The sequence below is a fragment of the Rossellomorea oryzaecorticis genome, assembly GCF_045897515.1.
GTDB classification, from domain to species: Bacteria; Bacillota; Bacilli; order Bacillales; family Bacillaceae_B; genus Rossellomorea; species Rossellomorea enclensis.
On record NZ_JBJOSA010000013.1, the window covers coordinates 1 to 12231 of the forward strand.

Annotated in this window: 20 protein-coding genes; 18 read left to right on the forward strand and 2 right to left on the reverse strand. The window is 42.2% G+C overall.

The window, feature by feature from the left end; translation table 11 throughout:
• Window positions 1–98: 98 nt before the first annotated feature.
• Complete coding sequence (locus ACKA06_RS14560; protein WP_411159968.1) at window positions 99–431, reverse strand: SdpI family protein; 333 nt, start codon at window positions 429–431, stop codon at window positions 99–101.
• Window positions 432–631: 200 nt separating this feature from the next.
• Here ACKA06_RS14560 and ACKA06_RS14565 point away from each other — a divergent pair, with 200 nt between their 5' ends.
• From ACKA06_RS14565 to ACKA06_RS14595, 7 genes are all read left to right on the forward strand, one after another.
• Window positions 632–1249 (forward strand): NUDIX hydrolase, encoded by a 618-nt coding sequence (locus ACKA06_RS14565; RefSeq protein WP_411159969.1) that lies wholly within the window; start codon window positions 632–634, stop codon window positions 1247–1249.
• A gap of 24 nt (window positions 1250–1273) precedes the next feature.
• Complete coding sequence (locus ACKA06_RS14570; RefSeq protein ID WP_411159970.1) at window positions 1274–1588, forward strand: DUF3221 domain-containing protein; 315 nt, start codon at window positions 1274–1276, stop codon at window positions 1586–1588.
• A gap of 49 nt (window positions 1589–1637) precedes the next feature.
• The gene (locus ACKA06_RS14575; protein WP_411159971.1) at window positions 1638–2018 is read left to right on the forward strand and encodes a hypothetical protein; all 381 of its coding nucleotides are present in this window, start codon (window positions 1638–1640) and stop codon (window positions 2016–2018) included.
• 33 nt (window positions 2019–2051) lie between these two features.
• Window positions 2052–2528 carry an NUDIX hydrolase gene (locus ACKA06_RS14580; RefSeq protein ID WP_411159972.1) on the forward strand — a complete coding sequence of 159 codons (477 nt, stop codon included), beginning with the start codon at window positions 2052–2054 and terminating at the stop codon, window positions 2526–2528.
• A gap of 45 nt (window positions 2529–2573) precedes the next feature.
• Window positions 2574–3002, forward strand: a complete 429-nt coding sequence (locus ACKA06_RS14585; RefSeq protein ID WP_411159973.1) for a cupredoxin domain-containing protein — start codon at window positions 2574–2576, stop codon at window positions 3000–3002.
• Between the two features lie 112 nt (window positions 3003–3114).
• Complete coding sequence (locus tag ACKA06_RS14590) at window positions 3115–3549, forward strand: hypothetical protein (RefSeq protein ID WP_411159974.1); 435 nt, start codon at window positions 3115–3117, stop codon at window positions 3547–3549.
• A gap of 385 nt (window positions 3550–3934) precedes the next feature.
• Entirely contained in the window at window positions 3935–5068 is a 1134-nt protein-coding gene (locus ACKA06_RS14595) for a serine hydrolase domain-containing protein (protein ID WP_411159975.1), read from the forward strand.
• A 142-nt stretch (window positions 5069–5210) separates the two neighbouring features.
• On the opposite strand, the gene ACKA06_RS14600 is transcribed toward ACKA06_RS14595, so the two are convergent.
• Window positions 5211–5723 (reverse strand): DUF3189 family protein, encoded by a 513-nt coding sequence (locus tag ACKA06_RS14600; RefSeq protein ID WP_411159976.1) that lies wholly within the window; start codon window positions 5721–5723, stop codon window positions 5211–5213.
• Between the two features lie 289 nt (window positions 5724–6012).
• On the opposite strand from ACKA06_RS14600, the gene ACKA06_RS14605 reads away from it, so the two are divergent.
• From ACKA06_RS14605 to ACKA06_RS14655, 11 genes are all read left to right on the forward strand, one after another.
• On the forward strand, window positions 6013–7278 hold the full coding sequence (locus ACKA06_RS14605; RefSeq protein ID WP_411159977.1) for an ATP-binding protein: 1266 nt from the start codon (window positions 6013–6015) through the stop codon (window positions 7276–7278).
• 55 nt (window positions 7279–7333) lie between these two features.
• The gene (locus tag ACKA06_RS14610) at window positions 7334–7804 is read left to right on the forward strand and encodes a GNAT family N-acetyltransferase (RefSeq protein ID WP_411159978.1); all 471 of its coding nucleotides are present in this window, start codon (window positions 7334–7336) and stop codon (window positions 7802–7804) included.
• A 58-nt stretch (window positions 7805–7862) separates the two neighbouring features.
• Window positions 7863–8081 (forward strand): hypothetical protein, encoded by a 219-nt coding sequence (locus ACKA06_RS14615; protein WP_064563216.1) that lies wholly within the window; start codon window positions 7863–7865, stop codon window positions 8079–8081.
• A gap of 38 nt (window positions 8082–8119) precedes the next feature.
• Window positions 8120–8341 (forward strand): hypothetical protein, encoded by a 222-nt coding sequence (locus ACKA06_RS14620; RefSeq protein WP_411159979.1) that lies wholly within the window; start codon window positions 8120–8122, stop codon window positions 8339–8341.
• Between the two features lie 23 nt (window positions 8342–8364).
• A complete protein-coding gene (locus ACKA06_RS14625) occupies window positions 8365–9069 on the forward strand; it encodes a Type 1 glutamine amidotransferase-like domain-containing protein (RefSeq protein ID WP_032088250.1) in 705 nt (234 codons plus the stop codon).
• Window positions 9070–9085: 16 nt separating this feature from the next.
• Complete coding sequence (locus ACKA06_RS14630; RefSeq protein WP_032088251.1) at window positions 9086–9508, forward strand: GNAT family N-acetyltransferase; 423 nt, start codon at window positions 9086–9088, stop codon at window positions 9506–9508.
• Window positions 9495–10112 (forward strand): SurA N-terminal domain-containing protein, encoded by a 618-nt coding sequence (locus tag ACKA06_RS14635; RefSeq protein ID WP_411159980.1) that lies wholly within the window; start codon window positions 9495–9497, stop codon window positions 10110–10112. The genes ACKA06_RS14630 and ACKA06_RS14635 overlap by 14 nt, the downstream gene beginning before the upstream one ends.
• Window positions 10113–10177: 65 nt before the next feature.
• Window positions 10178–10720, forward strand: coding sequence for a DUF402 domain-containing protein (locus ACKA06_RS14640; protein WP_032088253.1), 543 nt, complete (start codon window positions 10178–10180; stop codon window positions 10718–10720).
• A gap of 47 nt (window positions 10721–10767) precedes the next feature.
• Window positions 10768–11271 (forward strand): VanZ family protein, encoded by a 504-nt coding sequence (locus ACKA06_RS14645; RefSeq protein ID WP_411159981.1) that lies wholly within the window; start codon window positions 10768–10770, stop codon window positions 11269–11271.
• A gap of 39 nt (window positions 11272–11310) precedes the next feature.
• Window positions 11311–11616: a TIGR04104 family putative zinc finger protein gene (locus ACKA06_RS14650; RefSeq protein WP_082921310.1), complete on the forward strand. Its 306-nt coding sequence runs from the start codon at window positions 11311–11313 to the stop codon at window positions 11614–11616.
• A 21-nt stretch (window positions 11617–11637) separates the two neighbouring features.
• Window positions 11638–12213, forward strand: coding sequence for an HAD-IA family hydrolase (locus ACKA06_RS14655; RefSeq protein ID WP_411159982.1), 576 nt, complete (start codon window positions 11638–11640; stop codon window positions 12211–12213).
• Window positions 12214–12231: the final 18 nt, after the last annotated feature.

A 12231-nucleotide genomic window follows, 5' to 3' on the forward strand; every position in this document is an offset into this window, starting at 1 on the left:
CTTTTTCGTGATAATTGATTAAAACGGGAAAACGGATGAACAGAAGGGTTTTAGAAAGCGACTTTTTCAGTGGTCCCGACCTGTCCCCCTGACCCGCATCACATCCTGTTGGAGTAGAGTAAGACTTGAATTGTGGGAATGATGATGATCAGGCATGGCATGAATGTCAGGAAGATGGATAACGGTTCGGAAAAAGGGGCTAGGAAAATGGAGACGATCCCTGCAATCAGCAAAGGGATGGACCACATAATAAATCGTTTAGCCCCGAATCTGTTGATTTTGAACCACATTTCGTCAGACTCGAATGATTTGCCGATCCGCATGCCATAGAAGTGGTTCATCTTTATTTTTCCCTTGTAAAGGGGAATGTTCAATCCGATTAATAACAAAGCAACTGCGATATTTGTGAGGGCAGGACCAAGGTTTTCCATTGTCATCACTCCTTCCGAGCTTTCTTTTCTCCTAATCAAAATTCCTCCATTTTAGGTTCTCGGTAGAACAGCTACCGTTTTCTACATTCGATACATCTAGAAAAATATCCTTTGCGTGAAAAAAGTTTGTTATATGATATTCTGATTTTACTGATTACTCGCAGGTAATATTTGGTACAATCAAGGTGAGGTGATTCTTTGTGGAACCGAAATGGCTGGAATGGGCGAAGCAGCTGCAGGCAATCTCGCAGGCAGGTTTGACTTATTCCAGGGATGTATATGATTTGGAACGATTTGAAATGATCCGGGATATGAGCGTGGAAATGATGGCGAAGCATACAGCAGCGAATGAGACTTTAATAAGGGACTTGTTTGCTAATGAAACAGGGTATGCCACCCCGAAAGTTGATATCCGGGCGGTAGTATTCAAGGAAAATAAACTATTGATGGTCAGGGAAACGACTGACGGCGATTGGTCACTTCCCGGCGGCTGGGGTGACATTGGACTTTCACCGGGTGAAGTAGCAGTAAAGGAAGTAAAGGAAGAATCCGGGTTTGATGTAAAGGCAGTGAAACTGCTTGGTGTGCTGGATAAAAAATGCCACCCGCATCCTCCGTCGCCTTATCATGTGTATAAACTATTCATCCTGTGTGACATCATCGGAGGGAAGCCGGAAGAAGGAATCGAAACGAGCGCCGTCGGTTTCTTTGCGGAAGATGAACTGCCGCCGTTATCAGTAGCGAGGAATACAGAGTCGCAGATTAAGATGATGTTCAGACATTTGTACCATCCAGGGGAAGATGTGTTTTTTGATTAAATTTATACATGGGGGGAAGGTTCAGTGAAACTCTCTATGAGATTATGTATCTTTGTTTTGACGTGCTTTTTACTGGCGGCATGTCATACCTCTGGATCGGGGGACAAAAACAATGTTGTTTCCGCATCATTCAAAGGTAAGATAGAAGAAATCTTTGAAAACAGAGCCATAGTCCAAGTTGAAAACGGGAATATCACTGGGCGGGTATTTATCGATCTATCAGTGAATAAAACAGTGAACTTTCAAGTAGGTGACAAGATAAAAGTGGGATATGACGGGCAAATCAGGGAGTCGGATCCTGCACAGGTAAATACTCTATCAGTAAAGAGGATGGAGTAGCTACATTCCGTTTATCAAATTACCATTCCATAGAAATTAGGAGGAAGCCATGAAAGGTAAAGAATTAGAAGAGGCAATTGACTTTAAAAAGTTAACCATTGTGGAACTGCAGATAAAAATCGAGGAACTTAAAGAAAAGTATCCAAAAGCAAACAAGCTGGTATATGTAACCCAATCCGCATTGATCGAAGCTGATTTTCAGATGGAGCTGGCAGAACACTTGGAAGAGGAACCTATACTGGGTCGTTCATTGCAAGAGTACGAGATTAGACCGGAAATTGATATTAAGGAAAAGGCTATCGTCAATCTATCTGCTTGTATTTATTTGAAAGACGTTAAGCTTATACCATTTTCTTCACCGAACGAACCTACATATCTGGAAGAGTTTATTTTATTTTCCGATCACCTGCTGGGAATCACCATGAAGTGATTCACCGAAAGTTCGCCAAGGAGGTTACTACATATGGATTACGTAAAAGACCTGCGGAATAAAGTCGGAAGCAGACCATTGATCTTAACCGGCTCCGTTACCTTGATCATGAATGAATTCAATGAACTGCTCTTACAGCATAGGGTCGACGGCGGCTGGGGGCTGCCCGGCGGATTGATGGAACTCGGGGAAAGCTTGGAGGATACGGCAAGGAGAGAAGTGAAAGAGGAAACCGGACTCCAAGTGGGTGAACTGAAGCTGCTGGGCATATTTTCAGGTTCTGATTACTATTTTAAAGTAGCAAACGGAGATGAATTATATTCAGTTACTGCAGTATTTGTTACAAGGGATGCAACAGGGGAGATTTGTATGGACCCGGAAGAATCCATAGAGTTAAAGTATTTTAAACTGAATGAATTGCCAGATGGATTAACGGAGGAATACAAGAGTTATGTTCTGCCTTATGTCGATGAGCTGGCTGCGAATGAGCCGGAGGGACAGGTACCTTGACCCAGCAAAGTTCGTCATTATTCATCCGGAAAGGGGGAACTTAGTGTGAAATTGAAACCTGTTTTCTTTATGTTTTGCATTTTTGCGGCAGTCTGTTTAACCGGCTGCAGGGAAGAAAGTGATGAAACAGCCATATTGGACTCCGAGCCAGTTGAAAAAGTGTCGATGCAAGGTACAGAAGGCAAATTCGAAATCGTTAAGGTGAATGGAACATCCGAAGAACCCCCATTCCCGGTTGGAAAGGGCAGGCATTATGAAGTTTATTTTTTAGATGGCTCGACTGATTTTAACGGAAAAAAATATAAAATGACGGCTACTCACAAGAAATCGAACGATACCGTCGAACTCTATGAAGCCGTGATAAACAACAACAGGAGCGGAGCGAAATTTGCCCTGGGAAAAGCAGGGGTTTGGAAAGTTGAAGTAGCTGTAGATGGAGAGCATTATACAGGCTTTGACATTGAAGCAGAGTAGGAAAGAGGAGAGAAGTATTAAAGAGTGTGCTGGTCTGCTATTAAGTAAGTGACATGACTGTTTTGAAACTATTTGGAATCATTTTAGCATCGATGGGGGCAGGTGGGGAGCCATGATAATTTTAGCGTTTTGTAATATATTCTTAGGAATTGCAGCCATTGTTATGCTTTCAAAGGGATGGGAAAAGTTTGATAACTGGGTGTACCGAAGGTTTTCTGCAGCTTTTAATCAATTGACCTTATTTGTTTTCATGAGTTTGTTTTTATTTATATTATTCATTACGATTACTGTTTTGATTGGGACCCTGAATCATTTCAGCCTCATTAACACATTCTTTGTAACCAGCTTTATTCTGCTCTGCATCAATTTCTTCTCGCCGTATTACTCTAGTCATCCAGTGAATGAAGAAAGAGTGTTCATGAAGTATGCAGTGAAGATTCCAAGGGATACGGCCGTGACGGTATTTGATTTAAAATTGACCCCATTCTTGATTGCTTCACTTGGCATTGTGGCGATCACTGCAGTTGTGACGATTGTAATAATCTAACATTCTGGTCTTTTAAAAGAAATAAACTTGAATTGCTATTTTTAAGACTGACAGGAGTGAATTTTACAGACTAAGCCTCACTTTTTATAAAGAGTGACTTTATATTGACCCTCTCGAAGTGCATTCAAGCAGTTATCGTGCCGCTTTCAGAATAATTGCGCCTCTTATTCAAATTATCGTGCCACTTTCCATATAATTGTGCCCCTTATTCAAATTATTGTGCCGCTTTTCCAAATTATCGAGCATCTTGTCGAATTTTCTTTGCTGTTCTTTTGATTTCCTAATAGCTAATGAGAGCCCATTCTGTTTGCTCATCTCCGTGCTGGCCGCCTACCAAAAAAGCCTTCTTTAAAGAAATTTAAAATATATCATTAAGGAGTCCTATATGAATCAATCAATCACCAGCAAACTAGACAGCATATCGGACTATATCAATCAGCTCATGATTGAGCAGGATGGGGTCGGGGTGAGTGTCGCCATTGTAAAAGGTTCCGACATCATCTATTCCAAAGGATTTGGATACTCAAGGATTCAGCCTGACAACCAGCCGATTGATGAAGACACTGTGATGAGCATTCAAAGTATTTCAAAGAATTTCATGGCCATCTCCATCATGCAGCTAGTCGAAAGCAACATGGTTTCATTGGATGATTCAGTTGTTCAGCATCTCCCATATTTTAGAACGAAGGATAAACAGCAAAGCGATGTGATCACGATACGCCACGTCTTGTCGCATACTGCAGGTTTTCCTTCAAATTTAGGGATCGGTAATATGACGGCTCCGAATGTCAGAGAAATATTTTCGGATACCCCGACTGAATTTCAAGAAGCATTAGACTACTATAACCTTACCGAAGAAGAGATCGATTCCATGAAAACCAGAGAAGATATCACGAGATGGTTTGAAAAAGTAGAGTTGGAATACCCGGTTGGACAGGGTTGGAACTATTGTACGGATGCATATGTAATCCTGGGCGACTTATTTGAAAAGGTGTCAGGAGTAAAATGGGAGGCACATCTAAAAGATGAAATCCTGAAGCCCTTGAATATGGAACGAACCATGAGTGACCCGCATGAAGTTGAAAAAGATGCAAACAGCGCCAGGTACTATCTTGGGAAGGAGAAAATCGAAACTCCTTTTCCAAAAAACAAACTCTCTGCCCCGATTGGATATTTGTATTCATCAGCGAATGATCTGGCGAAATATCTTTCCTTTCATTTGACAAAACAACCGGATATTTTATCTTCAGAATCAGTTGGGGAAATGCAGCAGTCGGTTCATCTTGTAAGCGAGGAGTGGCAGTTCGGGAGTAAGGTCAGAAGTTATGGACTTGCATGGTTTACAGACGAGTATAAAGGTGTGAGGGTTGTGGAACATGGAGGCGGCCAGATGGCTGTCCGGACTTTGATGTCTATCATTCCAGAGCTTAACTTGGGAGTGGCGGTATTACTTAATTTTGACGGGACCGCGCATCATGACATTTGCGATAAAATCATTGACGTTTTTGCGGATTTCTAAGGAGCTGATTACTTATCCGCACAAAACGAAGATTGCTTTACATCCGCGGTAACGGTGAAAACCGGGTCTGATACTGCATAACAGTCATTTGGCAATATTCTTGTGCGAAAGGAGCCGATATGCATCTCCGGCTCCATCCAAGTTACTTAAACATCTCATTCTCCAAAACAATCACATTATCCCTGCAAGGGATCTTTGCTGTTTCTTTCGTATTTTCCACCAAGCGATAGATGTTGTCGCAGCATTGCTGAGCACCTTTTACCAATAAAGGCACTCCCAGCGAATCAATTTTCAGCGTTCTCGATAAGAATCCGCCGATGGACATGGGAATCGGGACGGTGGGTGAAGTGTTGGAGAAGATGATTTTTTCATCAAAATGGAATCTATGCTGAAGTACCATCGTCAACTCCTTTAATGCCGGCACTACGAGTTTGTTTCGCTTTTTTCCGATTGTATACACCGGGTTGCCCTCATCATCGATTCCATGAAAAATCAGCTTTCCGAAATCCTTCTTTGTAAGTTGATTGAAATACGGTACATTCAATATTTCTTCTGATGTCAGTACTCTTTCGGACTGAGGCAGTTTTTTTAAGTGGTATGCGGCGGCAAGGGATGTTGTATGAGTACCGCCAAAGTCGTTGTATATGTATATCATAGGGAAACCAATCCTTATTATTTAGGTTCATGCCCATCTAGCAGCTTGGGCACGTATCACCCAATTATTATGTGAAATTGAATGCCTGATTATGCGGGCGTGTAAACTTTGTCACAGCCCATTAGATTAATTGTTTCTGATCTCCGATAAGACCGCTAGGTAAAAATGGGTCGCGGTACCTGTCCCCATGGCTCTTTTTGTCAATATCCAGAAGGGAAATGGAAAAAGATGTCGAAGTTTTAGGGTAGATGACTAAAATATCGTGCTTTTGTCCTAAAGGGGTTCTTGTATGTTAGAGACGGTCCACCATTTAATTTTGCATGTTGTATTTATTTTATTTACTATTCTTCTGTTTCAGATGTTTGCAAGGGAATCAGAACTTGGCCCAAAAGGGTTCAATCTGCAGTTTCTGGCCATGAATATGGTGATTGTCGTGTTTACGATGGTTTTTCCCGTGGTTTATTCCAGTGGATATGTGTATGACTTTAAAGTGGTCCCGGTCATCCTCGCCTTTATCTATGGAGGAAAGAGAGCGGGATATGCCATGGTGATCGTACTCTTGGCATTCAGTTTTCTTACCGGCCATGTCTTCGTTAACTTACTGGTGAATTATGCGATTTACAGCTTGCTCCTTATCCCATTCTCAAAATGGTATAGAAAAGCTGAATGGAAGAAGAAGCTTCTTATGATTACCTTATTTTATTTGTTGGTTCCGGGTACAAGAGCCATTTTCTTGCTTTTAAAAGGTATGCTGGAGCAGCTTCCGCTATTGCTGAGCTCCACAGTGGTTATTTGGCTGACACTATTAATCAGTATTTATCTCATCGAAAACAGGCTGGAGCAGGCAAGGATCAAAAAGGAACTGATAAAAGCGGAAAAATTCAATGTGGTCAGTCAGTTGGCGGCATCAGTCGCACATGAAATCCGGAATCCGATGACGACGGTCAGAGGATTCATGCAGCTCCTACAGGGAGAAGGTCTGTCGGAGGAACAAAAAACCTTCATCAAGATTTCCATCCAGGAACTGGACCGGGCGCAGGAAGTGATCAATCAATATCTCTCACTCGCCAAGCCGCAGACAGAAGAATACGAAGTCTTCAGTCTGAGCGAGGCGATGAGTGAATCCGTCGAAGTAATGTCCACGTATGCAGTCATGAATAGTATTGAAATAAAGAAAGACATCGAGGAAGGGCTTATGGGGAAAGGCTTGAAGATTGAAATCCAGCAAGTTTTCATCAATATCCTGAAAAATGCAATCGAAGCCATAAAGGAAAACGGTGAAATAATGGCTGCTGCAGCACGGAACAAAGACGGCCAGATCGTCATCACCATCAAAGACAACGGAGCAGGTATGCCCCCGGAACAACTCAAAGTCCTTGGAAGCCCTTATTACTCCACAAAAGAAAAAGGAACAGGCCTCGGCCTCACCGTCTGCTACCAAATCGTCAAACGTATGAAAGGCGAAATCATCGTCAAAAGCGAACTCGGCAATGGCACAACGTTCACCATCATCCTGCCTGGGACATGTAGCGGGCAGGGGGGACAGCTGCGTTGACCCACTTTTAAACGATGAGTGAAGCTTAAAGTAACAGCATGATAGGAGGTTCACCATGTATAGGACAAGAAATGCGACAGATGTCGAAATCCCGCTCATGGCTGACCATTGGTACAGAATGGCATGCGAGATGTGTGAAATAGACGACATGCCAAAACCGGATATACATAGGATAGAAGAAGTGAAAAGCCTATTTATAAGGGAATCGGAAGCTGGACAGTTGATGTTCAGGGTGGCCTTGGATGAAAGTGATCAGATTGCAGCCTGCGCAGGAGGGCTTCTCAGGACAGAATATCCTTATCCGCTTGCAAAAGAGCAAAGTCTATTCGGCTGGGTAATTTCCGTATATACGCTTGAGAATCACCGCCATAACGGTCTCGCCTCTACATTAACCGATGAAGTGTGTGTATGGCTCAAACAAAACGGAGCCAAACGGGCAAGGCTCTGGTCCAGTTCAACTGGCAGAAGCGTCTATGAAAAGAACGGATTTAAACCGATGATGGATATGACAAAACCACTGCTTTGAATAAAGGAAGATGTCCAGCATGCTCATAAAACTCTCATTAAGGAGTTGTGTTGTCCAAATGGAGAAAAATCAACGATTACGGATGATTTGGATTATCCCTAATGTCTTCTGCTATATCATGTTTGCCGGAGTTTCTACATTCACAGTGATGTATGCAGGCGGACTGCGGGAAATCGACAGGCTGGGTCTCTGGGTCATTGCTATGATTATCCTTCTTGCGGTATCTCTTTTCGGAAGCTTACAGATCAGGAGATGGATAAAGGAAGGGAAAATGTAAACCGGGTTAAACCGTTTACAGTTAAGGAGAATAAATCGATGTTAAAAATTTTGCGAATCAGTCTGGCCATGATTGGGTTAGTCATGGCACTATACGGATTTTTCACAGATAATTTCTGGCTGCAGCCATACACACTGTTCGTAATAGGTGTCATGCTCCTGGTAATGGGACTGGAAGAATTTCAAAAAGGACGTACAGAGTATGGATATATAAGTGTAGCGACTTGTATCTTTCTTATGATTGTCCTGTTTATCATCTAAACCAACGAAAGGCTGTGAATCAGATGAAACAACTTATCACGCTTGGCGGCGGAGGGTTCTCTATGGAACCGGAGAATCCATTATTGGACCGCTATATACTTGCCCAATCAGATAAATCAGATCCGAAGGTATGTTTTGTTCCCACCGCAAGCGGTGACTCGGATTCATACACCACCAGATTCTACGATTTCTTTGAAAAAGAAAACTGCCAGCCGTCCCACTTTTCATTGTTTAAACCGCCGACAAGGGACTTAGAGGGATTTTTACTAGAGAAAGATATCATCTATGTAGGAGGCGGAAATACCAAGAATCTATTGGTCTTATGGAAAGAATGGGGCCTCATCCCTATTTTTAAAAAGGCGCTGGAGCAGGGAATCATCCTGGCAGGGATAAGTGCGGGATCGATCTGCTGGTTTGAAAAAGGTGTGACCGATTCATACGGCGACGGGCTGGAAACGTTGGAATGCCTCGGATTCTTAAAAGGGAGCAACTGCCCTCATTACGATGGAGAAGCGGAAAGGAGACCTGCATACCATCGATTTATTGAATCCGGGGAAGTGGGCGAAGGCATTGCTGCCAATGACGGAGCGGCTGTTCATTACATTGACGGGAGCATACATAAAATCGTCAGTTCACGCCCCGATGCAAAGGCCTATAGGGTTTATTTTGACGGAAAGGTCATAGAAGAGGAGCTTGAGACGGAGTTCCTGGGTGAAAGAAATAACTAGAAAGAGGGAAGTTCCAATGAAGGAATTATCGTTAAAGAATGGAAACTCATATAGATTGAAAGAGTTTGAGGAAGCTGATTTTGCTCAGGTAAACCAACTGAATGCAGAAGAGGAATGGAATAATCTCGTGAAAAAGAAGGAAGACACGAAGAATGCTTGGCTTCATTCAAATATAAGATTCCTGGTTTACGACGGTGATACTCTGGCCGGATACGTGAGGGGATTCACGGACTTAAACATAACGACTTATATTTGCGAAGTGCTGATCAACAAGGATTACCGAGGACAGGGAATCGGGTCCGAGCTGATTAAATTCGTCCATCACCTCTACCCGAAAACGAGGATTGACCTGCTCGGATCATCGACATCAAGGACCTTTTACGAAGATCAGGATTATCGGAAATTTTATGGGTTTAGGAAGACGATTGAGGAGTATTGACGTTGTAAATCGGGTTGAGTGCCTATTCAATAAAAAAAGAAAGGTTGAAAAGTTATTGCAGAAATTGTTGGCGGTCATGTTCCTCATTATTTCAATCTTGGTTGGCTGCGGACCAGGAGCGAACGGTAACGCAGCTGCAGGCCTTAATGAGTACTTGACTGAGGAAAGAATTGAGAAGAGAGTCGGGACTTTGCAGAAAACCGGTTCTGGAGCGGCAGAAGTTAGAGTTCAGGCCATAGAGCAATTAATAGACGAATACATCTTGAAGGAAGAAGCTGAATCTCAAGGACTATCAGTCTCGGATAAAGAGATTCAGGAAACAATAGAGTACCAGATTAAAACAGCCAAAAAAGTTCAAAATAAGAAGTTTGCTAACGACCTCAAGGAATTGAATCTTTCGATTGAAGAATATTACCGGGATTATGCCTATGATTCCTTTAAGGGAAGACTTTTGGAGAACAAGTTATATGACAAGGTGACGGCTGAGGCTGGAACACCAGATCAAGAAGTGGATAAATGGGATGAATATAAGAGCGCATTGATAAAAGATTTCAGGAATAAAAATGATACCGAAATCGAAAAGGTGATTGATGGTTTAAAGTGATGCCGAGCTGAGTGTTTGACAGCACCTGAATCCTGAGATTCGGATACATACTTTGGAGGTAGCGCATGCTCAAAAGAAAGTTCGGTGACCGTTCCGGCTGGAAACGGGTATTAAACAAGGAATATGCCCAAACCCATCTTAATACTGAAGAATTCGAGGGCTACATAACCCTGCTTCATACTGTGAAAGTCTCACAACCGTTAACAGTCCCTTACGGCAATGACACCCTTTGTATTGTGGACGACGGCTACATGTGGCTGCAGCAATTCCCTAAGGATAAACATCATGTAATGACAACGGTGTTCGATGCCCAGGGACAGGTTGTTCAATGGTACATCGATATCACCTTGCGCAGTGGAGTGGAATCCGGTATCCCATGGATGGACGATTTGTTTTTGGACCTGGTCTTATTGCCATCAGGAGAACTGATTGTCTTGGATGAAAATGAACTTGAAGAAGCTTTATTGGAAGGAACTATTGCTCAATCTCATTATGAGTTGGCTTGGGATGAAGCGGAACGTATTAAGGAGTTAATCAGCAGGGGGAGTTTTGATTTGATAAAATTGTCGAGGGATCATAAGGAGTTACTGAAGTGTATTTTGGAGTGAGGGAGTATGCCGGATATCCCATTTGTTTACAAAGAATGGAATAATAAATGCGGAAATATTTATTAAAAATAGGATTAGTTACAACTTTGGCCATTTACCTGCTTATTCTTTCAAAACTAATCTTATTCAAACATTTGCCGCTTTCAGAGATCACCAGACATTTTACTTTTAACAGTGATCATGCATATTTGGGTAATCATAATTTCATCCCTTTAAAGACAATTATTTTTTATTTTTACTTAGCAGATGTCAATTTAAATATCCGGGTTGAAAATCTGGTTGGTAATATGATTGGTTTTGCACCGTTCGGTTTCATGCTGCCGCTTTTAACAAAAAGGTTTTCAACTATAAAGAATATTATTGCTGCCACATTGTGCTTGAGTTTACTATTTGAGCTGATTCAATTTGTTTTTAAATTCGGCAGTTTCGATGTGGATGATCTGATTTTGAATACGCTTGGCGGATTGCTGGGGTATTGTATATTTTCGGTGTGCAGGAGTATGCGGGTACATTGTAAAGGCCATGGAAGTAAATTTTTCAAAAGTGAGTAAATCAAATGTCTCGCTTAATCGTACTTAAGGAGAATTACCATGCTGCCTCAATGTGAAAATTGTCATTCAACATTCGGCTGGAAAAAGGTCTATCGCTACATATTGGGACCGCAATATAAGCCTTTTTGCTGTCACGGCTGCGGTCAAAATCATTATATTACGGTGAGTGGACGATTGGTGAATAGCCTGCTTATGATTTGCCCATTCTGGATTTTCGTCCAATTCTTTTCACCATTTTCTAATATTTTTCTGACTGTTGGGGTTGGATTTTTCCTTGGTTTTTTCGGCTCTCTCTTAAGCCCTTATTTTACTAAAATAAAGAGGGATCAGCCATCGTACTATTAAAAAGAAGAAAGGATGGTACAAATGAACATACTATGGGATTTTGATGGAACATTATTTGATACATATCCTGCATATACCCGCACTCTCTCTCAAGTGCTGGGGGATAGGGCTGACAAGCAGGAAGTCTATGACAAACTGAAAGTTTCATACTCTCATGCTATCGAGTTTTATAACATATCGGCTGATCAGGTAGAGGAGATTGAGCGACTAAAGAACGAATTATCTCCTGTGGATATGAAGCCTTTTTCCGGAGTCGAAGAAGTACTGAAGTTTGCCGGCCGGAATGTCATCATGACCCATAAAGACAGGGACGGGGTCCTTGCGATACTCGATCATTACGGCTGGACGCATTATTTTGCCGATATCGTCACGATCGACGACGGGTTCCCCCGCAAGCCGCATCCGGCGGCATACCAGCATTTACATACGAAAAATAAAATTGACCTCGCCATCGGGGACAGGGATTTGGATTTATTGCCGGCAAAGGAATTGGGGATTGCTGCATGCATGTTTCAGGGGGAGTCGGATATTGCGGATCATCATCTGGATGATTTCAATGACTTTTTTGATGAAGTTCTTCCTCTACTAAAAAAGTAACATTAATGGAGGTGAACA

Excerpts from the sequence above, each read along its gene's own strand:
- ACKA06_RS14625 (WP_032088250.1), top strand. The coding sequence starts at position 8,365 with ATGAAACAACTTATCACGCTTGGCGGCGGAGGGTTCTCTATGGAACCG.
- ACKA06_RS14590 (WP_411159974.1), top strand. The coding sequence starts at position 3,115 with ATGATAATTTTAGCGTTTTGTAATATATTCTTAGGAATTGCAGCCATT.
- ACKA06_RS14610 (WP_411159978.1), top strand. The coding sequence starts at position 7,334 with ATGTATAGGACAAGAAATGCGACAGATGTCGAAATCCCGCTCATGGCT.
- ACKA06_RS14630 (WP_032088251.1), top strand. The coding sequence starts at position 9,086 with ATGAAGGAATTATCGTTAAAGAATGGAAACTCATATAGATTGAAAGAG.
- ACKA06_RS14575 (WP_411159971.1), top strand. The coding sequence starts at position 1,638 with ATGAAAGGTAAAGAATTAGAAGAGGCAATTGACTTTAAAAAGTTAACC.
- ACKA06_RS14560 (WP_411159968.1), bottom strand. The coding sequence starts at position 431 with ATGGAAAACCTTGGTCCTGCCCTCACAAATATCGCAGTTGCTTTGTTA.
- ACKA06_RS14620 (WP_411159979.1), top strand. The coding sequence starts at position 8,120 with ATGTTAAAAATTTTGCGAATCAGTCTGGCCATGATTGGGTTAGTCATG.
- ACKA06_RS14600 (WP_411159976.1), bottom strand. The coding sequence starts at position 5,723 with ATGATATACATATACAACGACTTTGGCGGTACTCATACAACATCCCTT.
- ACKA06_RS14615 (WP_064563216.1), top strand. The coding sequence starts at position 7,863 with ATGGAGAAAAATCAACGATTACGGATGATTTGGATTATCCCTAATGTC.
- ACKA06_RS14595 (WP_411159975.1), top strand. The coding sequence starts at position 3,935 with ATGAATCAATCAATCACCAGCAAACTAGACAGCATATCGGACTATATC.
- ACKA06_RS14605 (WP_411159977.1), top strand. The coding sequence starts at position 6,013 with ATGTTAGAGACGGTCCACCATTTAATTTTGCATGTTGTATTTATTTTA.
- ACKA06_RS14655 (WP_411159982.1), top strand. The coding sequence starts at position 11,638 with ATGAACATACTATGGGATTTTGATGGAACATTATTTGATACATATCCT.
- ACKA06_RS14640 (WP_032088253.1), top strand. The coding sequence starts at position 10,178 with ATGCTCAAAAGAAAGTTCGGTGACCGTTCCGGCTGGAAACGGGTATTA.
- ACKA06_RS14650 (WP_082921310.1), top strand. The coding sequence starts at position 11,311 with ATGCTGCCTCAATGTGAAAATTGTCATTCAACATTCGGCTGGAAAAAG.
- ACKA06_RS14645 (WP_411159981.1), top strand. The coding sequence starts at position 10,768 with ATGCGGAAATATTTATTAAAAATAGGATTAGTTACAACTTTGGCCATT.
- ACKA06_RS14580 (WP_411159972.1), top strand. The coding sequence starts at position 2,052 with ATGGATTACGTAAAAGACCTGCGGAATAAAGTCGGAAGCAGACCATTG.